Origin of the sequence: Arthrobacter oryzae (genome assembly GCF_030718995.1) — a bacterium.
Taxonomy (GTDB): Bacteria; Actinomycetota; Actinomycetes; order Actinomycetales; family Micrococcaceae; genus Arthrobacter; species Arthrobacter oryzae_C.
This window is the reverse complement of sequence record NZ_CP132204.1, coordinates 2118798-2139904: the sequence shown is the minus strand read 5'-3', so window position 1 is coordinate 2139904 and position 21107 is coordinate 2118798. Positions and strand designations below refer to the sequence as shown.

Below are 21107 nucleotides of genomic sequence, written 5' to 3'. Positions count from 1 at the left end.
CGGGTTTTGCCCAGGGGCCCAATAGCGGCGATAGCCACGCGCCCTGATCCGAACTATGGTGGCCCCCACACAGGATCACCGCTCCGGGCTGTGGACGGCAGCGTGCGGCGGCAGGAGGGGAACGCCTTGGAAGGAACAATCAGGGACCACGCGGCGGGCAGGGGCGTGGGCCCCGTGCTCGGGAAATTCGACGGCGTTTCCCGCATCGCCGTGCTGCGCGGCGGCGGGCTCGGCGACCTGATGTTCGCCCTCCCGGCGGTCTCCGCGCTGAAGGCCGCCTACCCGGGTTCCACCGTGACTGTGTTGGGGACCCCGCTGCATGCCTCGCTGGTGCAGGGAACTGCTGGGCCGGTCGATGACGTCCGGATCCTGCCCTACGCGGAGGGCGTCCGTCCCGGGCAGGAGGATCCGGCCGCCGTGGACACCTTCTTTGCCGACATGCGGCGGGAGGCTTTCGACCTGGCGCTCCAGCTGCACGGCGGCGGCCGGCACTCCAATCCGTTCCTCCTGCGGCTGGGCGCGCGCCACACCGTGGGCACGCAAACGCCGGACGCCACACCGTTGGAGCGCAATCTGCCCTACGCGTACTACCAGCACGAGCCGTTGCGGGCGCTCGAAGTGGCAGGCCTCGCCGGTGCGCCGCCGGTGGGGCTGGAGGCAAGCCTAGAACCCCTGGCCCGGTTCGCCGCCGCGGCCGACGGGCTGCTGGATCAGGCAGCAAACGCCCGGGCCGGGACGGCCGGGCGGAAGGCGGGTCCCGTCGTCGTGATCCATCCCGGTGCGACGGATCCGCGCCGGCGCTGGCCCGCCGGGCATTTCGCCGAACTGGCAGCGGCCTGTGCTGCCGATGGCTGCCAGGTGCTGGTAACGGGTGACCACAGCGAGCGCCAGCTGGCAGCCGACATCGTGGCCGGCGCCGAGTCCGCCGGCGCCGGGGCAGGCCTGGTCCGGTCGATTGCCGGCGAAGCGGACCTCGGCACCCTGGCGGCGCTGCTGGTCCGCGCTGACGTCATGGTGGCCAACGACAGCGGTCCGCGCCACCTTGCCCAGGCCCTGGGAACGCCCACCGTTGGGATCTACTGGGCAGGGAACCTGATCAACGCCGGCCCCCTGGGCAGGAGCCTGCATCGTGTCCACCTCTCCTGGGTGACGCACTGCCCGGAGTGCGGGGCGGACGTTACGCAGGTGGGCTGGACCGCTCCGCGCTGCGCCCATGACAGTTCGCTGGTGGCCGGGGTCCGCCCCGAGAATGTCTACAGCGACGTGCGCCTGCTCATGGCCACGAGCCCTCATCTTCGTGGCAGACCAGCATTTCCCTGACCTCACAACCCCGCGGTTGGGACAGTGCGAAAAGGATCGCCCGGGCCACGTTGGCGGGGTCGTTCAGCCGGGAATCGTCCTGGGGCTTGTACTTCTCCGCGCGATCGTCGAAGAACCGGGTCTTCATGCCGCCGGGGATCATGGTGGTCACGCCGATCTCGCCCCCTGTTTCGGCGGCCAGCGCGTGGCTGAAGCCCACCACCCCGAACTTCGAAGCGCAGTACGCCGATGCCTCGGGGAGGGCCCGCTTGCCCAGGGTTGAGGCCACGGTGACCACCCGGCCGCCGGAAGCCTTGAGGTACGGCAGGGCCGCGCGCACCACGGACACCGTGCCGAACAGGTTCACCAGGACCACCTGCTCCCAGTCTGTGGCCGGGACGTCCTCCAGCTTGCCGCAGCGGTCTATTCCGGCGGCAGTCACGACGGCGTCCAGCCCTCCCAGCGTTTCGGCCGCTTCCTGCACTGCCGCGCTGACGGCAACGCGGTCCGCGACGTCCACCTCGAAAGCTTTGGCGGCCGCGACGTTGCGGATGTCCCGGTCCAGCACCACGGGCGTGCCGCCCGCACCCAGTACAGCCTCGACGACGGCGGCGCCAAGGCCGGAGGCTCCTCCGGTCACCAGCACCCGCCCGGGACGGAAAGAAGCCTGGCGGGAAGTCTCGTCAGTCATGGTGTTCCTTTCATTCGGGAGTTCTGTTCGGAATTCAGCTGACGCGCGAGAGCGCGTCGGCGAGGTCGGTGGTGGAACGGGAGGGGTGGTAGGGCACAGTGGTGCAGCGTCCGCCCCAGCTTTCCACCAGGGCTGTTTCCGGCAGCTGCGTGACGTCATAGTCGCCGCCTTTCACCCACAAATCGGGCTGCAGCGCGGCCAGGCAGGCTTCGGGCGTGTCCTCGTCGAACACCATCACGGCGTCCACGAACTCCAGTGCCAGCAGCAGTTCGGTCCGGTCTTCCTGGTTGAGGATGGGACGGTCCGGGCCCTTGATCCGGCGCACCGATTCATCGGAGTTCAGGCAAACAATGAGGCAGTCGCCAAGGCTGCGGGCCGCGGCCAGGGCACGTGTGTGCCCTGCGTGCAGCAGGTCGAAGCAGCCGCCCGTGGCCACAACGATCCCGCCTGCCTCATGCACGTTGCGGGCCAGTGCCAGTGCGTCCGTGTACCGTCCGTGCAGCTTGACCGGCTTCGGCTCTCCGGCCATTGCGCCAACGCCGCCGAGCCGGAGGAAGGACGCGGCCTCCCGGACGGCCACCACCGCCGCCACGTCGAGCGTGTGGCCTTCCATCAGGTGCACGGCAAGGCTGGCCGCCAGCCTGTCCCCGGCGCCGCAGGGATCGGTCACAGTGGTTTTCGGCGCCGGTATGGGCAAGGGAGGCTGGCCGTCGTCGTGGACCAGCATCGCGCCCTGGCTGCCCAGGGTGACCATGACTGCTTTGCTGTGCCAGCGCTCCCGGAGGGACCGGGCGAGTGCCCCGGGGTCTGCGTTTCCGGGGTCACTGCCTCCCTCTGCCCCGCCCGCCGCCAAGGCGAAGGTCCGGGCAAAGGCTTTCGCCTCCGCGAGATTGGGCGTCACCACGGCCACACCGGGCACAGGTGGCGCGCCCGCCCGGTGGGGATCCCACACGATGGGAATACGCCCGGCGAGCTCAGCGAGCACGGCCCTCAGCTCCGCATTGGCGGCAAGGCCCCTGCCGTAGTCCGCCACCACGATCACCGCAGCGCGTTCCAGTGCGTGCAGCATGGCGGGCGACACACCAGGGGGTGGCGGCGGGGCGCATCCTTCGTCGAACCGGACCACCGGGTGGCCCTCGGCCCGCACCCGCGTCTTGACGGGGGTGGGTGCCCCCGACGCTCCTGCCACCACGGTGATGCCCTCAAGGGCCCGTTCGAGATGCAAGGCCGCGTCGTCGTCAGCGAGGACAGTCAGGAGGGTGACACTGTGCCCGTCACCGGCCAGCATCCGGGCCACAAGCCCGGCGCCGCCGGCCCGCCGTCGGACGTTCGAAACGTCCACCACGGGAACCGGCGCGTCAGGGCAGAGGCGGGTGGCCTCGCCGTCGATGTCGACGTCCAGGAGCACATCTCCCACTACAACGATCTTCATGGCATGCTCCCGGGGCAGGACCCGATCCGGGCGCGCGCGGCCACCTCCGCGTCGAAGGCCCGGCAGACGGCATGCAGGGCAATGAGATGGCCTTCCTGGGCGTTGGCGGACAGAGCGTCAATGGTTACGGCCTCGTCGCAGCGGGACGCCAGGGGGTTGGGTCCCGGCCCGGTGAGCGCCCACGTGGTGACATTCAGCCTCGCGGCGGCCTCGGCGGCGCGCAGGAGGTTGGGACTCTTTCCGCTCGTGGACAGCAGGATCAGCACGTCGCCCGAGCGCCCGTGGGCCCGGACCTGCCGGGCGAAAAGCTCCTCGAAACCGTAGTCGTTCGCTATCGCGGTCACGGCGGAGGTCTCCGCGTGGAGGGAGATGGCGGAGAACGGCACCCGTTCTCCGTCGAAGCGGCCCACCAGTTCCGCCGTCAGGTGCTGGGCTTCCGCGGCCGAGCCGCCGTTGCCGGCTGCGAGCAGCCGCTGGCCCCGCAGCAGCCTGCGTGCCAGTTCCTCGCCCCAGGCCGCCAGATGGTAGGCCTGGCTGCGCAGGGACACCAGCGCCGGAACCAGGTTGTCGAGGTGTTCCTGGACGGCGTAGACCGAGTCGGGCCGGGTGTTTTGAGCCGCCAGTCCGTACACGGTAGTGCTGCCGGATCCGGCCCTGTTAGGGGCTGCCGCGGCGGGTGGAGGGACAACGCGGTGCGACAGGACCGGACGTTCGTCCGCGCGGAGACGCGATTCAGTAGTCACAGTGCCGCCCCCTCCATCGGTTCCAGCCGGGCATCCGCAGTGGCGGCAAGGGCCTGCTGGTAGGCCTTTTCTGTTTCGGCGGCCACGCGGTCCCACGAGTAGCGGGAGCGCGCCCGCCGCTGGCCGGCCCGTCCCAGTTCCTGCCGGAGCTCCGGGCTGGCGAGGAGTTCGCCGACGGCGCGCGCGATAGCCGCCGGGTCCCTGGGCGGGACGTGCAGGCCGGTTACCCCGTGCACCACGGTGTCGGTGAGTCCGCCAACGGCGGCGGCCACCACAGGGACGCCGCAGGCCATTGCTTCCAGTGGAACGATGCCGAAGGGCTCGTACCAGGGCGCGCACACCACAGCGTCCGCGCTGCGCAGGATGCCGGGCATGTCCTCCCGGGGCACCTGGCCGCGGAGGGTCACCTGGTCCTTGACGCCGAGTTCCCGGGCGAGTTCATCGAGACGCCGCGCCTCGGGATCCGCGCCGAGCACCGCGGCTCCGCCCCCGCCGCCCACGACCAGAAGTTCGACGTCGTCGAATCCCGCCTCACGAAGCAGGGGCAGTGCACGGATCACCAGGTCCACGCCCTTGCGCGGGACCAAACGGCCGACGGAGAGGATCCGGTGGCTGCGGCGCCGGGGTTCGGCAGGCCCGGAGCGGCGGAACAGATCCAGGTCCACGCCGCAGGGAGCGATGGAAATTTTGGGGGTGTCGATGCCCATCGCCTTCAGCTCGAACACTTCATCCGAACAGGTGGCAATAATGCGGTCCGCGGCACGGCCCACGGCTGGTTCCAGCCATCGCCGCTGCCGGGGACTGGTGTCCTCCGATCCCTGATGGCGCCGCTTGACCGTGCCCAGTGCATGGAAGGTCTGCACCATCGGCACACTCGTCCCGCTGCGCCGGGCCGCGTCCAGCGCAGCCAGGCCGGACATCCAAAAATGCGCGTGTACTACGTCCGGCGGCCGGTCGCCCCAGTCATCGGCTATCCCCTCAGCGAGCCTGTCCATATGGGGCAGGAGCTCATCCTTGGGAACGTGGCAGGCCGGGCCCGCCGCAACGTGCACCACCTCAAGCCGCGGCAGGATGCGGACGCGGGGCGGGAGCCCGGCGTCGTCCTTCCGGGTGTAAACGGTGACGTGGTGGCCGAGCCGCGCCAGTGCTGTGGACAGCGCGGCCACGTGCACGTTCTGGCCGCCGGCGTCCACCCCTCCCAGCGCCGCCAGGGGGCTGGCATGTTCGGAAACCATGGAAATTCTCATCAGAGCTTCCTTTCGTGCGCAGGAATGAGGATCCGGGATTTTCGGAACCGTGGCGAGACCAGGTCATCAAGAAGGGCGTCCCAGGCGTCGAGGAACCGCGACAGGCCGTAACGTTCCAGGGCTGCCTGGCGGGCAGCCTGTCCCCGGGCCCGGGCTTCGTCCGGGTTCGCGACCAGGATCCCGGCCTGACGGACCAGCTCCCCGACATCCGTTGAGATTGCACCGGCCCCGGGCGGAACCGCCCGCGCGGCTTCGGTGGTTGCCAGCACCAGGACCGGCATACCAAGGTGCATGGCTTCGAGCAGCGCCAGCCCCAGCGAGGTCCAGCGGAGCGGGTGGACATACACGCGGCAGCGTGCCAGTTCGCGGTGTAGCGCGGCCGTGGCGAGGTCACCGCGGACGGTCAGCCGGGAGGGCGGCAGGCCCGTGTGCACGGGAAGCCCGTCCCCGCCCATGCCGAAAACCTGCAGGGGTGCGGCAGTGGCGAACTGCGGGAGCAGGTCCGTTCCGGTGACGCGCCCGCGCCGGACGGGTTCGTTCACCACCACGGCGAGCTCCGGAAGCTCCCCGCTGTACAGGTAGCCGGGGTCGGGGATACCGTGTTCGATCACTGTCGTGGCGGCTGAGCCGTTGTCCCAGAACAGGGCGTTGAAATGCGTGACGTGCACTACCGGGATGGCCTCCTGGTCCGCGAGCGGATGCACCGTGAACGGCACGTCACCTTTCGGGGTGTTGTGCTCCACGTACACCGCGGGGAGCTCACGCCCCGGCCGCCGGCCCAGGGCGCGGATCACCTCGGCCATTTCTTCCGGCCGCTGCAGCACCACCGCGTCGATGCTGTCCGCGTCCAGGCTGTCCAGGGCCACCTCGCGGACCGACGCGGGCCAGTTCCGGCCCGCACGGCCAAGCCCCCAGGTGCCGCCGCCGGGAAGGACCGGGAGGAGGTAGTCGTGTGGTCCACGGACGAACGAATCAGTCCAGGACCCGTGGACATGCCACAGCAGGATTCTCATTTGTGAACCTTCCGCCGGGTGGACAGTGACGAAACCCCGTTGATGAGGCGCTCCACGGCGTCCACCACCTCGTCCGGGGAAACTGACGCGAGGCAGGGATGGCCCGGCACCGGACAGTCGCGCGCCCGGCTCAGCCTGCAGGGCGAGTTCTGGTCGCCCAGCAGTTCCAAGGGGACGCCGTAAGGGGCCCACCGGACGGCAGGAACCACCGGGGAAAACAGGCAGGCAACAGGAGTGCCGACGGCGGCCGCGATGTGGGCGGGACCGGTGTTCCCGGTTACCAGGGCGCGTGCCCCGGCAATGACGCCGGTGAGGGTCCGCAGGTCCGTCCGTCCGCCAAGGTCCAGCGCTGACGGGCCGGCCACGGTGGCCGTCAGCTGCGTCTCCCCGGGGCCGCCGGTGACCACCACCCGGTGGCCCGCGCCTTCGAGGAGCTCGACGGCGGCGGCATGGTGCAGCGGGGGCCAGGTCCGGGACGGCGCCGACGAGCCAGGATGCACCACGATGTAGGGTTCGTCGCCCACGAGTTCACGGGCGTCCGGATGGTCTGTGATCCGGAGCCTGCCGTCGTCGCCGGGCGGCAGGGCAAATCCGGCGGCCCGGGCGATCAGCAGGGCGCGCTCGGCCTCCGGCTGGTCTTCGGCAAAGTCCTCCCCGGGCCTGAGCCGGACATCCAGCAACGCACCGGCGTAGTCCACGGACGCGCCGGTGATGCGCCGGACCCCTGCCAGCCGGAGCAGCAGGGCCAGCGGCAGGGGTGACTGGTGGAACGACGTCAGGATCACCGCCTCTGCGACCCCGGAGTTCCTGATGAAGCTGACCAGCCGGTCCACGTTCTCCGTGGCGACCGCAGGGGCCGGGTTGATGATCCACGGGCACGCCCAGCTGTACACCTCGGACACGCCGGGCAGCAGGCCGCCGGCGGCCTCGCCCTGCGGGCCGCAAAGAAGCACGACGTCGTTCGTCGCACCTCCGTCCGTCCGCCGGCCGTTGGCAACGGCCCGGACCGCCGGTCCGGCCAGCAGGACATCCCCCACGCTGTCCAGCCGGGCCACGAGCACCCGGGTCATCGCCTGCTCCCCACCGGCGCCTGCCCCGCGGGCGCCTGCCCCAGCGCGAGCGCCACCGCGGCGGAGAGGTCCGTCGCGACTTCCGGGGCATCGTGCACTTCCTGGTGCCGGGTGAGGGGGGTGGGCACCAAAATCCCCCTCAACCCGGCGGCTTCTGCGGCTTCCATGTCGCTGCCGATGTCGCCGATGTAAACGGCGTCAGCCGTGGCGATGCCAAGACGGCGGCAGGCGCTGAGGATCATTCCGGGTGCGGGTTTGCGGCAGCCGCAGCCGTCCTCGGTGCCGTGCGGGCAAATTTCCCAGATGTCGAAGGGACCCAGCAGCGCATCAATGCGAAGGTTGACGCTGTCTACCTGGCTGCGGGTGAGCAGCCCGCGGGCTATCCCCGACTGGTTGGTGATCACGCCGGTGGCAATGCCCTGCCGGCGTAGCCCTGCCAGCACCTTCCGCGCAGCGGGCATCGGCGACACCAGGCCGGGATCGCCGTTGTAGGGGACATCATGGATCAAGGTGCCGTCCCGGTCGAAGAGCACAGCCTTGGGTGGATTGCTGGAAGGTCCCATACCCACCCTGTTCCCCTCCGAGGGGCCGCTCAAACACCCTGCGGGCAGGTTCCGGGATTAGACTCCCGAACCAAGGAGCCAGCGCGAACCGGAAGGGAGGGGCTACATGGAGTCCACAGGGGCGGCCGACGCCCGGCCAACGCTGCTGGTACTTCGCGCCCTCAAACTCGGTGACCTCCTGGTGGCGGTCCCCGCACTCCATGCCCTCCGCAGGGCCTTCCCGGCCCACCGGCTGGTGTACGCCGGTCCGGCGTGGCTGGCGGACATCGTTGGCCTGGTGGGAGGTTTCGAGCTCCTTCCGGCCGCCCTGGACAAGCCGTTCGCCGTTACACAGGGCACCGTGGACATTGCCGTCAACCTGCATGGCCGCGGACCGGAAAGCACCTCGCTGCTGGAGTCCGCAGGGCCCCGCCGGATGATTGCCCACGGCACCGCCAGCGGACCTCCGTGGGTGGAGCAGATGCATGAACGGGAACGCTGGACCCGGCTCCTGCGCTGGCACGGCATCGAAGCCGATCCCCGGGAGGTCCGCCTGGAGCGACCTAAGATGTCGGGGTTGCAAGGGACCGAGGCGCAGGCATCCGGGGTGCAGGCGACCGGCCCGCGGCCGGCGGCGGTGGTGCATGTCGGCGCGGCCTTCGGCAGCCGGCTGTGGCCCGAAAAACGGTTCGCAGCAGTCGCTTCGGCCCTGGACGGGGCCGGGCACGATGTGGTGTTTACCGGCAGCGCCGACGAACGGGACCGGGCCCTCCGCGTGGCACGGCAGGCCAGGCTCCCGGACTCGGCCGTCGTGGCAGGAACGCAGCGCCTGGCGGACTTCGCAGCGACAGTGGCCGACGCCGGAGTGGTGGTGTCCGCGGACACCGGCGCGGCACACCTGGCAACCGCCTACCACCGTCCGTCGGTTGTCCTTTTCGGCCCGGCACCGCCGGAGCGCTGGGGACCGCCCGCAGGCCCGCATGTGGTGCTGACCCGGGCGGAGCTGCGCCGCGGGGATGTCTTCGCAGACGAGCCGGACCCTGCCCTGCTGGGGGTGGGCGTTCAGGACGTACTCGCTGCCCTTCGCGGCTTGGGACTGCTCTGAGCGGCCCCTTCCCGCATGCCGTTTTCCTGCACGCAGGTTTTCCGCAAGCCGTTTTCACTCTCATCGCAATCCTGCAGTAGCCGCTGTAGGCGCACCAGGACCCGCGAAAGCCGCCTCGACACCTGCATCTGCGAGACGCCGAACCGGCGTCCCAGCTCGGCCTGGCTTTCCTCGCAGAAGTAGCGCCGGTACAGCAGCTCCTGATCCTCCGCAGAAAGCTCGTGGATGGCCTGGTTGAGGCAGATCAGTTCCTCGAGCCGGTCCAGCGGGTCCTCCTCCGAGGGGAGCGTTTCGGCAAGCGGGGCAGCGTCAGAGTGCACGTCAACGGCGTCGAGGGAGTCGGGACGCAGACTGGCCGCAGCAACCATTGCCTCCCGCACGGCGTCAGGGGAAACATCCAGCTCCTGAGCAAGTTCGGCAACCGTGGGGGGACGGCCCATTCCCTGGGCCAGCGCCGGTTCCGACCGGAGGAGCTCCGAACGCAGATCCTGCACCTGGCGCGGCGGCCTGACCACCCAGCACCGGTCCCGCAGGTACCTCTTGAGCTCCCCGGTGATGGTTGGCGCCGCGTAGGCCGGGAAGCTGGCTCCGCGGCCGGGGTCGAACCCCCGGGCAGCTTTGACCAGGCCCAGATACGCAACCTGGTTGAGGTCCGCCCGCTCCCGCCCGCGGGCCAGGAAGCGCGCAGCGAGTGCCTCAGCGAGGTCCAAATAATCAAGTACCAGTTGGTTTTCGAAAGTTTGCCGGATCCGGCCGTGGTGGTTGTTCTGCTGGTCCAGTTGCCGGATCTGTAACGCGTGCTGGGATTCCGCCATGTTGGCTCGTTCCTTTGCCCGTGGAGCGACCGAAAGCCTGTGGCAAGACTTAGACCAGTAGAAAACCATAAGGTTGCTTATTAAACAACGGCCGGTAGCCTTAAAACCTAACCAAACGCGCTGGCCGGCTCCGACCGGAAAGGTTGGTCGGGTGCTTTCCAGCCCCTCGGAAGGGCGGATGGACATGCGGATTGCGATCACTGGCGCCAGCGGAAATGTGGGCACGGCCCTGCTGCGGCGCCTCCAGCAACAGCCGGCGCCACGCTCTGGTGCAGAAGACCCCGACACGGCAAGCCCGAACAACCTGGAACTCGTGGGCATCGGCCGGCGGCCGCCCAACCAGACGGCCGCGCCGTACGCCGGCGTGGAATGGCATGCCGTGGACATTGCGGACGACGACGGCGGACTGTTGCGCGCGGCGCTCGCGGGAGCGGACGCCGTGGTGCACCTCGCGTGGATCCTCCAGCCGAACCACGACCTGGCTGCCCTCCACCGGACCAACGTGACGGGAACGGCCAACGTACTCCGCGCCGCCAAGGAAGCCGGCGTGGGACACGTGGTATGCGCCTCTTCCGTAGGCGCATACAGCCGCTCGAGCAAGGAAACGCGCAGGGCGGAGGACTGGCCGGCCGGCGGCATCCAGGACTCGCACTACAGCCGGCACAAAGCCGAGCAGGAAGCCCTCCTGGACCGTTTCGCAGCCGAAAATCCGGCCATCACCGTCTCACGGCTGCGTCCGGCGCTCACGTTCCAGGCGGAGGCGGGCAGCGAGATCGGCAGATATTTCCTCGGCCCGCTGATCCCCCGGCTCCTCCCGGCGAACCTCAGGCTGCCGATCATTCCGCTTCCCCCCGGACTGGCCTTTCAGGCGGTGCACGCCGACGACGTCGCGGACGCATACTGGCGCGTCCTTGACCGCCGCGCCGCCGGTGCGTTCAACATTGCCGCCGAACCGGTCATCACAGGGACGGAACTGGCGCGGATTCTTCATGCGAGGCGGTGGCTGCCCGTCTCCTTCGGGCTGATCCGGGCGGCCGTGGACCTCAGCTGGCGGCTTCGCGCGCAGCCAACGGACGCCGGCTGGATTGCCATGGCCCAAGGTGCCCCCGTGATGGATACCAGCCGCGCGCGGGAGCTGCTCGGATGGGAGCCGCGCATGTCCTCTGCTGACGCCTTCCGGGAGGTGCTGGCGGGGATGGGAGCCGGGCGCGGGACGGCAGGATCTCCGCCGCTGCACCCGAGGGCCTGATCCGCGAGCCGGATCGAAAAACCAAAAGCCTCGGAAAAACGCCGAAGAAGTCCGGGTCCAAAAAATAAAACACCAAGGGTGCTTACTATTTGATAGTAATCATGCTTACTATCTAAGGGCCAGTTATTGCTGGTTCTTGATCAGCAGCCGACCTTCTTAGAAAGAGAGCGCGAAGATGACAGAGAACCGATGGCCTCAGGACGGTAGCTACGGCACCCCTGGGGTCGCAGAGCAGCCGACCGCACCGGCGACGCTGGGAACCGATGCCGCCTATCCGGCAACGCAAGGCACACCGTCGAAGACCGAGGCGGCCAAACACGAGGCCGGGGACATCGCCCACCAGGCAACCGACTCCGCCCAGCATGTGGCGCAGACCGCCAAAGCCGAGGCAGCCAACGTCGCCGGCGAGGTCAAGGCAAACGCCAAGGACCTGCTCTACCAGGCACGGACAGACCTCACGGACCAGGCAGGTGCCCAGCAGCAAAAGGTGGCCCAGGGCCTCCACTCCATTTCCGGGGAACTGCGCACCATGGCTGATGCCTCCGACCAGCCCGGCGTGGCCACAGACCTGATCCGCCAGGCAGCGGACCGGTCCGCCTCCGTGGCGTCCTGGCTGGAAGGCCGGGATCCCGGCTCGCTGCTCAACGAAGTGAAGTCCTTCGCCCGGCAGCGCCCGGGTACCTTCCTGATGCTGGCAGCAGGAGCAGGAATACTGGCCGGTCGGCTGACCCGCAGCCTCGCCGCGGGAGCGCCGGACTCCGCCCTTGGCTCTGCAACCGGCGGCTCAGCAACCGCTGCCCGAACGGCGCCGGCGCCGATCTCCAGCGTTCCCGGCTATGTTCCCGACACCGGAACTGCGGTTCCGCCGCCGCCGGTGCAGATGCCGGCCCCCGACGCAACCACTGCGGGCCTGTCAGCCGCCGGAGCCGGCGCTGGTGCCTATGCAGGCACTGGGGCTTATGACGACGCTAGGACCACCGGCGGTTACCAGGCGGACACCTACCCGCCCAACCCCTTGAACGACGACGGAACGCGCCGTGACGAGACGGACCAGTGGGCGGCAGATCCGCTGGCCAAGGATCCTCTGGCCACGGACCCCCTCGCCGACGATCCGTACCGTGACGATCCCCTGCGCGGAGGGCAGCGATGAGCAGCCAGTATCCCGAAACGCCCCCGACGGCGGCCCACGCGAAAGCTGATAACACGTCCCTCGGTGATTTGCTGGGCGACGTAACCCGGGACATCTCCACGCTGATGCGCCAGGAGGTGGACCTTGCCAAGGCCGAGCTGAAGCAGTCGGCCAGCCGTGCCGGAAAAGGCACCGGGATGCTGGCCGGGGCCGGCGTGGCCGGCCACTTCGTCCTGCTGTTCCTCTCCCTGGCCCTCTGGTGGGCACTGGGAACGGTCATCGGACTCGGCTGGTCCGCCGTCGTCCTCGCCGTTCTCTGGGGCATCATCGCCGCCGTCCTGGCAGCCGTTGGCCGCAAGCAGCTCAACGCGATCAAGGGCATGCCGCAGACCGCGGAGACGCTCCAGGAAATACCCCCCACCCTCAAACCCAGTCACTAGACCCAGGTACAAAGAGAGCTCGAGGTACACACGATGAGTGAAAACCCGGACGCAATCCGCGCCGACATCGAAGCAACCCGCGCGCGGCTCGGCACCAATGTCGACGCCGTGGCGGACAAGGTTACCCCGTCGAACATCGTCCACCGCCAGACGGACAAGGTTAAGGACGCCGTGTTCGGAGTGAAGGAGAAAGTCATGGGAGCAGCGGAGCACACCACCGACCGGGTGCATTCCGGCACCGGCAGTGCAGGGGCCCACCTGTCGGACGCAGGGTCGGCCATCGGGGACACGCCCCGCCAGGTCCGCACCAAGACGCAGGGTAATCCGCTCGCCGCAGGGCTGATCGCCTTCGGTGCCGGAATGCTGTTCTCGTCCCTGATCCCGGCGAGTGAGAAGGAGCGTGAGGCCGCCGATGCACTCAAGGCCAAGGCCGAGCCGCTCACCACGGAGCTGACTGAAGCCGCCAAGGACGTCGCCGAAGGCCTGAAGGCCCCCGCGCAGGACGCCATGGAAAACGTCAAGGCCACGGCCGCCGAAGCCAGCGACCACGTTAAGGCCGAAGGCCAGGGCGCCGTCGACGACGTGAAGTACCGCACCGCAGACGCCAAGGACAACGTCCGGCAGGTGTAACGACACCGGATCCTGGCCGGGCCGCCCCGCCATACGGCAGGGCGGCCCGGCCCCGGCAGATTTGAGGATATTTCCCATGGCCAAGAACCCCGCCACCGACAACGGCACCGCGTCCCGCGCCGATGCTGAAACGGACGAGAGCAGCACCGCCAAAGCCCGCACGGCGCCAGCACCGGACGACTCCCGCAAACCTGACAGCCCCACGGATGTGACCAAGCCATCGTGGAAGTACATCGCGAAGAAGACGTTCCGGGAATTCACCAAAGACCAGTGCCCGGACCTCGCCGCCGCCCTGACCTACTACTCGGTGCTTTCAATCTTCCCGGCGCTGCTGGCGCTCGTGTCCCTCCTTGGCATTTTCGGAGACGCCCAGAAAACCACCGCCGCACTGCTCGACATCGTCCAGGGCATCGCGCCGGGCGACACGGTAAACACGATGCGCCCGGTGGTTGAAGATCTGGCAAGCTCCTCGGCTGCCGGCTTCACCCTGGTCCTCGGCCTCCTCACGGCACTCTGGTCCGCCTCTGGCTACGTGGGAGCCTTCGGCCGGGCCATGAACCGGGTCTACGAGGTCGATGAGGGCAGGCCCTTCCTCAAGCTCCGGGGGACAATGCTCGGCGTCACCGTCGTCAATTTGCTGATCGTCGTCGTGCTGGCCGCGATGCTCGTACTCAGCGGACCGGTGGCAGAGTCCGTCGGCAACGTCATCGGCTTGGGCGGTGCATTCCTGGCTGTCTGGAATATCGCCAAGTGGCCGGTGATGCTGGTGCTGGTCATCGCGGCGATCGCCATCCTTTACTACGCCACCCCCAACGTTAAACAGCCCAAGTTCCGCTGGATGAGCATGGGATCCGCCATCGCTGTTGTGGCGTTCCTGCTGGCTTCCCTGGCGTTCGGCTTCTACGTGGCCAACTTCAACAGTTACAACAAGACGTACGGCGCAATCGGTGGAGTCATCATCGCGCTGCTCTGGCTGTGGATCCTGAACATGTCGCTGCTCTTCGGCGCCGAGTTCGACGCCGAGACCGAGCGTGGCCGCCAGCTTCAAGCAGGCATCGAAGCCGAGGAAACCATCCAGCTCCCGCCAAGGGACACCAAGCAGAGCGACAAGCTGCAGGTCAAGGAAGAAGAGGACATCCGGCGGGGACGCGACCTCCGCGAACGCCACGATCGCGCGCGCCGGGACAGGGAACGGGACCAAAGCCCCTAGCGCGAACTCCCGCTCCGGACTCTACTAGGTGGACATTGCGCCGCCACCGCCCAGGAGGGGAGGCAGCATGCCGGCTGCAACACCACATCCGGACGGACCGGTAGCGGTAGGCTACGACGGATCCGAACCGTCACAGCTGGCCGTCCGCTGGGCCGTCGGGTACGCCGCCGCCACGGGACGGCAGCTGAAAGTCATCCATGCATGGGTATGGCCCGTCTTCACCAAGAACCTTGGCCCCGTCAAGGGCGTTGAGGGCAGCGGCCTGCGCCACGCCGCCGAGGCCACGCTTCAGGAGGGTCTGGACCTCGCCCGCTCTGTGGCGGCCGAGCTCGAGGCCGCCCGTGATGACGGCCGGGAAGCCGGGCTCGCGGCCGGGCTGAAAAGCGGGCCGGCCGCCGGGCTGAGTATTGACGGCGTGATCGAGCCCGGGCTTCCGGCCCGGGTTCTGCGCACTGCAGCGGAGGGCGCGAGCGTACTCGCCGTGGGCCACCGCGGCATGGGCCGCTTCCTGGGCCAGCTCGTGGGTTCGGCTTGCCTCGACCTCGCCGTCCATGCGCCGTGCCCCTTCATGGTGGTCCGCTACCCGGGGCGGCCCGGCCAGCCCATAGCGGCGGGAATAGACGAGAAACCGCGGCGTGAGCAAGTTATAGCCGAGGCTGCCCGCATGGCGGCCGCACTCAACGTGCCGCTGCAGCTGATCCACATGACCGAAGACCAGCAGCACGCGCCACACGGCCGCCATGCACCGCTCCACGGCAAGGAACTGCTGGACCAGGCCGTGGAGCTGGCCCGGAACCTCGCCCCCGCCGTTCCGGTGGAGGGAATCCTCCTGGAGCGCCACCCCGCGCCCAAGGACCTCCTGACGGCCGCCGCGCAGGCCGATGTTCTGGTCCTGGGCGCCCATCACCGGGAGGGCCATCCGGGCGGCACCGTCTCCTCGGCGCTGGAGCGGGCGCTGTGCAACGTGCTGATCGTGCGCTGAGGCCCGCTCCGGATGAGGGTGGCGCCCGTTCCGGATTAACAGAACAGGAAGTGTGCCATGCGTGCTTGGTGGGTTGGCAAGCCGGGTCCCGTGGCGGGGCATCCGCTGGTGTTCGGCGAACGCCCCGATCCCAGCCCCGGGCCGGGTGAGGTCCTGCTTGCCGTCCGTGTGTGCGGAGTGTGCCGCACGGACCTCCATCTGGCCGAAGGCGACCTTCCACCCCGGCGGCCCGGCGTTATTCCGGGCCACGAAGTGGTGGGCGAAGTGGTAGCACTCGGTGAAGGCGCCGGCAGGTTCCGGATGGGCGAACGCGTGGGGGTGGCCTGGCTGGGCAGCACGTGCGGGCACTGCCGTTTCTGCCTCCGCTCGCAGGAGAACCTCTGCCTCTCCCCCACCTTCACCGGCTGGGACCGGGACGGCGGCTACGCGGACCGTGTGACGGTCCATGAGGACTTTGCCTACCGGATACCGGAGGTCTTTTCGGACGAGCAGGCAGCACCCCTGCTCTGCGCGGGCATCATCGGCTACCGCGCCCTGGGGCGGGCCCAGGTTCCCGACGGCGGCCGCCTCGGAATCTACGGCTTCGGCGGCTCTGCCCACCTGGCCGCCCAGGTGGCCATGCACCGCGGAGCCAGTGTGTACGTCATGACCCGCTCCGAGGAAGCCCGGCGCCTCGCCTTGGAGCTCGGGGCGGCGTTCGCCGGGGACGTCGACGACGAACCACCTGTGCCGCTCGACGCGGCCATCCTTTTCGCCCCGGCGGGCTGGCTCGTTCCCCAGGCGCTGCGCGCCCTGGACCGTGGAGGCACGCTGGCGGTGGCGGGCATCCACCTGAGCGACATCCCGCCGCTGCACTACGGGTCCGAGCTGTTCCAGGAACGGCAGCTGCGCAGCGTCACCGCCAATACCAGGTCCGACGGCGAAGAGTTCCTTCGCGTCGCGGCGGACATTCCGCTGCGCCCCACCACAGTCCCCTACCGGATGGAGGCTGCCGGCCATGCCCTGCAGGACCTCGCCGAGGACCGCATCACCGGGGCGGCCGTCCTGCATATGGCGTAGGCCCATACGCTCCCGGGTTGAGGCCTAAGCTCCGGTGCCGAGCGGGAATTCGTGCTCCTGCCCGGCGTGCAGCAGGACCTGTCGTTGCCCGAGCCGCACCATCACCGGCGAGGCGTCCCCCGGCGTCGCGGAAACCCGGAGCCGTCCCTTTTCCAGGAACACCGCCAGCAGCTGGTCCCGGTACCGCACATTGAACGTGACCCGGCGGAGTTCCCGGGGAAGGCGGGGCGCGAAAACTAGGGCGTCCCTCGTGATGCGCAGACCGGCAAAGCTGCGCTGGACAACGTCGATGGATCCCGCCATGGCGCCCAGGTGGATGCCCGCGCTGGTGGTGCCGCCCTGGGTGTCGTCCAGGTCAGCATCGAGTGCTTCGCGGAACGTCTCCCACGCCCGTTCCGGATCGGTCTGGGCCAGCACCGACGCGTGTGCCACCCTGCTCAAAGTGGAACCGTGCGCGGTCCGGGCCAGGTAGAAATCGACGGTCCTGGCGATCTGCCCGGCTGTCACGGCGTATCCGAGCCGGTCCAGGAAGGCAAGGAGCTGGTCCTCGCCCAGAACGTAGAGCAACATGAGGACGTCCGCCTGCTTGGCCAGCTGGTAGTGGTTGGTGCTGCTGCCCTCCGCTTCAAGGATGAGGTCCAGGCGCTGCACATCCCGGTACGTGCGGCGGTAGTGCTCCCAGTCCAGCTCCTGGAGGTTCTCATAGCCGGCGAACTGGCTGATAATGCCGTCGGCGTGGAAGGGCACAAACACCCTGCGCGCCAGCCGCACCCAGCCGTCGATTTCGGTGTCCGTGACGCTGAGCCGTTTCCGGAAATCGTCCATGTCGAAGCCGCGCACGGAGCCCATGATCCACGCCGCCTGGTCGCACACCCAGGCCGCCATGACGTTGGTGTAGGCATTGTCGTCCAGGCCGCCGCCGGGGTTGTCCGGGTAGCCGGTGTGGTACTCGTCGGGACCCACCACCGCCCGGATATGGAACCTGTCCTCGGCAGGATCGTGCTCGGCCATCGACGCGAACAGCCGGGCCACTTCGACGATGATTTCCGCACCGTGGTGCGTCAGCCACGCCCGGTCCTGGGTGGCCTCAAAGTACTGCCAGGCGTTGTACGCCACCGTGAGGCCCGAGTGGCGTTGCAGGTGGGAGTAGTCCGGGACCCAGCGGCCGGAGCGGGAATTGAACAGCAGTTTGGGGGTCTCCTCCCGGCCGTCACTACCGCTTTGCCACGGAATGAGGGCCCCCTTGAGCCCGGCGTCCCGGGCCGCATCCCGGGCGGTCCCCAGCCTGCGCCACCGGTAGTCCAGAAGCGCCCGCGTCACGGCGGGCAGCCGGGAGGTCAGGAGGGGCAGGACGAAAAGTTCATCCCAGAAAATATGGCCACGATAGCCCTCGCCATGGAGGCCGCGGGCGGGGACACCGGCGTCCAGCTCAGCGGTGTGGGCGGAAATGGTCTGGAGCAGGTGAAAGACGTGCAGGTTCATGATCAGCTCGGCCTGGGTAGAGGCGTCGAACTCGATGATGAAGGGCGTGAGCAGCCCCGCCCAGGCCGCTTCGTGGCTGGCCAGCAGCCCCCCGAACCCGCCCCTGGCGCGGTTCAGGACGTTGAGGGCCGCGGTCCGGGGCGAGGATATGGCGTGGTCGCGCGAGGTCACCACCGCCACGGTTTTGGTGACGGTTGCCGGTTCGCCGTCACGCAGCGCCACGTCAAAGCGGTGCACGAACAGACCGCCCAGCTCTTCGGGCCGGGCCGGGTGCAGGCTGGCGGGCACTTCTGTCCTCACCGCCACAGCGATGCCTATCCGGCTCTGGCTCGTCCTGGCAAGGACCACCTGCGTGGCGGCTCCGGGCCCGTCGTCGGCCCCGGAAACCGTGACTCCGGTCAGGTGCCGGTTGGACAGCAGGGCTTCGACCGGGACGTTCGAGTTGGTGATGTCCGTGTCACAGCCGCTGCGGATGCTGACCCGGCCGTCCCACCCGACGGCGGTCAGCGTCATCTCGAGCGCGGCGAGGTGCGGTTCCGCCATGGAAACCAGCCGGCGCTGCACCACATTGAGCTTCCGCCCGGCGCCGTCTTCCAACACCGCTTCCCGCGTCAGCAGGGCGCGCTTCAGGTCCAGGGTGCGCCGCTCGCTGCGGAGCCGCAGCCCTCCGTCGGACCACCACGGGCCGTCCTCCACGCAGAGATCCAGCGGCAACCAGTCCGGCATGTTGACCATGTGCTCGTCTTCGGTCTCCTGCCCCTGGATCACGCTGGTGAGCCTGTTGTAGACGCCGGCCAGGTAGGTCCCCGGATAGTGCACGCCGTCCTTGCGGTGCTCGGGGGCCGCCCCGCGCGTTGCCATGTAGCCGTTGCCCAGGGTGGTCAGGGCCTCCCGGTGGCCTTCGTGCGCGGGGTCGAACCCCTCGTACACCAGCTGCCAGGGGTCCGCGATGACCAGGCCCAGGTCCAGTTCACTGACGTCTTCAAGGACGACGTCGGCGCCCGCGGCTTCCAGCTCGGCGCGTTGCCCGGTGCGGTCAATCCCCACCACCAGGCCGAAGCCGCCGCGGTGGCCGGCCGCCACTCCTGCTACGGCATCCTCGATGACCACCGCCCGATCAGGCTCCACCCCGAGTTCCGAGGCAGCGTGGAGGAACAGGGCAGGATCCGGTTTGCCGGGCAACCCCACCCGCGCTGCGGTGTTCCCGTCCACCACGACGTCGAACGCATCCTGGAGGCCCGCGGACGCGAGGACCGCACGGGCGTTCCGGCTCGCCGTCGCCAGCGCTACGGGGACCTTCCCGGCCCGGAGCCTTTCGAGCAGGGCCAGCGTCCCGGGGAATACGGGGACGGGCCGGAGCCCCAGCAGCTTTTCGAAGATCCCGTTCTTACGTGCCCCCAGCCCCACCGCGGTCCACTCCGCAGGGCCGTCCCCGGGTGCGCCTGCCGGCACTGCGACCCCGCGGGAGCTGAGGAACGCGGCCACGCCGTCCTCCCTCGTGCGGCCGTCCACGTAGCGCAGGTAGTCGGCGTCCGTGAAGGGATCCCGCCGTGCGGCCCGCGGAATCCGCGGGTCCTGCAGGACGGCGTCGAACAGTTGCTTCCAGGCGGCGGCGTGAAGCTCGGCGGTGTCCGTGACCACACCGTCAAGATCGAACACCACGGCGTCAACCGGGGCCAGCGCGGCGGCTACGGTTGGCGACTCAGTCATGGCTCAGTCCTACCAGCCATGCACCGGCCTGCCCAGTGACATTGGACCCGTCTTGCCGCGGGCTACTGGCTGTCCTGCTGGCTATCCTGCGAGCAGAATGTCCAGCGTGACGAAGCCGTAGCCCGCCTGGCGCATCCTGTCGATCATCTGTGGCAGGGCGTCAGCGTCCAGGGTTGAGCCGTCGTCCGGGTTGGAGCCGATGTGCATCAGCACGATTTCGCCGGGCTGCAGGGCAGACAGCGCACGGTCCGCAACCTGCTGTGCGGTAATGCCGCCGCTGGTTCCTTTCCAGCCGAGCGTGTCCACTGACCAGCGCACCGGGACGTAGCCCAGGTTGTTCACGGCGGCAATGGTGCGCGCGTCACGGGCACCGAACGGGAACCGGAACAGCGGACGGGGATCCGCTCCGGCAGCCATGATGGCCTGCTCCGCCGCACGCACCTCATCCCCGATCACGGCGTCCGGCAGGCCGGTGAAATCCGGGTGGCTCTGCGAGTGGTTGCCCACGCGGTGTCCGCCGGCCACGATGGCGGCCACTCCGGCAGGATTGGCCGCCGCCCACGCACCGGTCAGGAAGAACGTCCCGCGGATTCCGGCGCCCGCCAGGGTCTGCAGGATCGAGGGGAGGGCAGCAGAGTTGGCCCCGGCATCGAACGTCAAAGCCACCGACGGTCCTGCTCCGGGGACCACCTCTACATCCGTGCCGGCCAGGGCAAGGGGGAACGGAGCGGCGGGCGGCGGGTCCTGCGGAGCGGGCAACGTTTCCGGCGGCGGCGGCGTGGGGCCCGGGGCAACAGGGCCCGGGAGGGTCGGCCCGCCCGCAGTTTCGGGAGGCCCTGACGGTCCGGGCTCAGACGGCTGGGGCTCCGACGGCAGGGTATCTGACGGGGCGGGGCTGGCCGGCGTCGAAGGCGGCGAGGTGGAGGATGCCTGGCTTTCCGACGGCGGGCCTGTCTGCGGGTCCGCATTCCACGGCTGGCCAGCCAGGATCACCGCGAGGACAACCATGGCGATGGCAGCCACGGCCACGAGGGCAAGTGCCGCCATCCGGCGGCGGGCCCGTGGATCCCGATTGTCCGAACTACCCGAGGGCTCTGCCATGTTCAACCATGACAGCAGCGGCAGCACCGCTGCTAGGGCTGAAAGGCCCGTCGGCGGCCTCCCTGCCAGTGGGCCTCCCCGCGCGCCGGCGGACCATCCCCGCCGGAGGACCATCAGGGACCTATTCCCCTAGCTTCGCAGCCGGAGTTGAATGGAGT

19 protein-coding genes are annotated in these 21107 nt (G+C 69.2%); 9 read left to right on the top strand and 10 right to left on the bottom strand.

Annotated elements, in window-relative coordinates; translation table 11 throughout:
- The first annotated feature begins 126 nt into the window (after positions 1 to 126).
- A complete protein-coding gene (locus tag Q8Z05_RS09870; RefSeq protein ID WP_305943281.1) occupies positions 127 to 1320 on the top strand; it encodes a glycosyltransferase family 9 protein in 1194 nt (397 codons plus the stop codon).
- Here Q8Z05_RS09870 and Q8Z05_RS09865 read toward each other — a convergent pair.
- The 7 genes from Q8Z05_RS09865 to Q8Z05_RS09835 all read right to left on the bottom strand — a co-directional run bounded on the left by Q8Z05_RS09865 (position 1274) and on the right by Q8Z05_RS09835 (position 8058).
- Positions 1274 to 1990, bottom strand: a complete 717-nt coding sequence (locus tag Q8Z05_RS09865) for an SDR family oxidoreductase (RefSeq protein WP_305943280.1) — start codon at positions 1988 to 1990, stop codon at positions 1274 to 1276. The two genes, Q8Z05_RS09870 and Q8Z05_RS09865, sit on opposite strands and share 47 nt — an antisense overlap.
- Positions 1991 to 2024: 34 nt before the next feature.
- Complete coding sequence (locus Q8Z05_RS09860; RefSeq protein ID WP_305943279.1) at positions 2025 to 3422, bottom strand: PfkB family carbohydrate kinase; 1398 nt, start codon at positions 3420 to 3422, stop codon at positions 2025 to 2027.
- Positions 3419 to 4054, bottom strand: a complete 636-nt coding sequence (locus Q8Z05_RS09855; protein WP_305943525.1) for a D-sedoheptulose-7-phosphate isomerase — start codon at positions 4052 to 4054, stop codon at positions 3419 to 3421. The genes Q8Z05_RS09860 and Q8Z05_RS09855 overlap by 4 nt, the downstream gene beginning before the upstream one ends.
- 107 nt (positions 4055 to 4161) lie before the next feature.
- Positions 4162 to 5412, bottom strand: coding sequence for a glycosyltransferase (locus Q8Z05_RS09850; RefSeq protein ID WP_305943278.1), 1251 nt, complete (start codon positions 5410 to 5412; stop codon positions 4162 to 4164).
- The gene (locus Q8Z05_RS09845; protein WP_305943277.1) at positions 5412 to 6425 is read right to left on the bottom strand and encodes a glycosyltransferase; all 1014 of its coding nucleotides are present in this window, start codon (positions 6423 to 6425) and stop codon (positions 5412 to 5414) included. The genes Q8Z05_RS09850 and Q8Z05_RS09845 overlap by 1 nt, the downstream gene beginning before the upstream one ends.
- A complete protein-coding gene (locus Q8Z05_RS09840; RefSeq protein ID WP_305943276.1) occupies positions 6422 to 7495 on the bottom strand; it encodes a glycosyltransferase family 9 protein in 1074 nt (357 codons plus the stop codon). The genes Q8Z05_RS09845 and Q8Z05_RS09840 overlap by 4 nt, the downstream gene beginning before the upstream one ends.
- Positions 7492 to 8058: a D-glycero-alpha-D-manno-heptose-1,7-bisphosphate 7-phosphatase gene (locus tag Q8Z05_RS09835; RefSeq protein WP_305943275.1), complete on the bottom strand. Its 567-nt coding sequence runs from the start codon at positions 8056 to 8058 to the stop codon at positions 7492 to 7494. The genes Q8Z05_RS09840 and Q8Z05_RS09835 overlap by 4 nt, the downstream gene beginning before the upstream one ends.
- A 106-nt stretch (positions 8059 to 8164) precedes the next feature.
- Here Q8Z05_RS09835 and Q8Z05_RS09830 point away from each other — a divergent pair, with 106 nt between their 5' ends.
- Complete coding sequence (locus Q8Z05_RS09830) at positions 8165 to 9142, top strand: glycosyltransferase family 9 protein (RefSeq protein ID WP_305943274.1); 978 nt, start codon at positions 8165 to 8167, stop codon at positions 9140 to 9142.
- Here the strand turns inward: Q8Z05_RS09830 and Q8Z05_RS09825 are convergent.
- Positions 9100 to 9957 carry a sigma-70 family RNA polymerase sigma factor gene (locus Q8Z05_RS09825; RefSeq protein WP_305943273.1) on the bottom strand — a complete coding sequence of 286 codons (858 nt, stop codon included), beginning with the start codon at positions 9955 to 9957 and terminating at the stop codon, positions 9100 to 9102. The genes Q8Z05_RS09830 and Q8Z05_RS09825 overlap by 43 nt on opposite strands.
- A 184-nt stretch (positions 9958 to 10141) precedes the next feature.
- On the opposite strand from Q8Z05_RS09825, the gene Q8Z05_RS09820 reads away from it, so the two are divergent.
- From Q8Z05_RS09820 to Q8Z05_RS09790, 7 genes are all read left to right on the top strand, one after another.
- The gene (locus Q8Z05_RS09820) at positions 10142 to 11206 is read left to right on the top strand and encodes an NAD-dependent epimerase/dehydratase family protein (RefSeq protein WP_305943524.1); all 1065 of its coding nucleotides are present in this window, start codon (positions 10142 to 10144) and stop codon (positions 11204 to 11206) included.
- Positions 11207 to 11381: 175 nt separating this feature from the next.
- Positions 11382 to 12356 (top strand): hypothetical protein, encoded by a 975-nt coding sequence (locus Q8Z05_RS09815; protein ID WP_305943272.1) that lies wholly within the window; start codon positions 11382 to 11384, stop codon positions 12354 to 12356.
- Positions 12353 to 12775, top strand: a complete 423-nt coding sequence (locus tag Q8Z05_RS09810) for a phage holin family protein (protein ID WP_305943271.1) — start codon at positions 12353 to 12355, stop codon at positions 12773 to 12775. The genes Q8Z05_RS09815 and Q8Z05_RS09810 overlap by 4 nt, the downstream gene beginning before the upstream one ends.
- Positions 12776 to 12808: 33 nt before the next feature.
- Complete coding sequence (locus Q8Z05_RS09805) at positions 12809 to 13405, top strand: DUF3618 domain-containing protein (RefSeq protein ID WP_305943270.1); 597 nt, start codon at positions 12809 to 12811, stop codon at positions 13403 to 13405.
- 76 nt (positions 13406 to 13481) lie between these two features.
- The gene (locus Q8Z05_RS09800; RefSeq protein ID WP_305943269.1) at positions 13482 to 14615 is read left to right on the top strand and encodes a YihY/virulence factor BrkB family protein; all 1134 of its coding nucleotides are present in this window, start codon (positions 13482 to 13484) and stop codon (positions 14613 to 14615) included.
- A gap of 67 nt (positions 14616 to 14682) precedes the next feature.
- Entirely contained in the window at positions 14683 to 15597 is a 915-nt protein-coding gene (locus tag Q8Z05_RS09795; protein ID WP_305943268.1) for a universal stress protein, read from the top strand.
- Positions 15598 to 15654: 57 nt separating this feature from the next.
- The gene (locus tag Q8Z05_RS09790; protein ID WP_305943267.1) at positions 15655 to 16656 is read left to right on the top strand and encodes a zinc-dependent alcohol dehydrogenase family protein; all 1002 of its coding nucleotides are present in this window, start codon (positions 15655 to 15657) and stop codon (positions 16654 to 16656) included.
- 24 nt (positions 16657 to 16680) lie between these two features.
- Here Q8Z05_RS09790 and Q8Z05_RS09785 read toward each other — a convergent pair whose 3' ends face one another.
- Together Q8Z05_RS09785 and Q8Z05_RS09780 are read right to left on the bottom strand one after the other, a co-directional pair.
- Entirely contained in the window at positions 16681 to 19848 is a 3168-nt protein-coding gene (locus Q8Z05_RS09785; protein WP_305943266.1) for a beta-phosphoglucomutase family hydrolase, read from the bottom strand.
- Positions 19849 to 19929: 81 nt separating this feature from the next.
- The gene (locus Q8Z05_RS09780) at positions 19930 to 20949 is read right to left on the bottom strand and encodes a polysaccharide deacetylase family protein (RefSeq protein WP_305943265.1); all 1020 of its coding nucleotides are present in this window, start codon (positions 20947 to 20949) and stop codon (positions 19930 to 19932) included.
- Positions 20950 to 21107 lie beyond the last annotated feature (158 nt).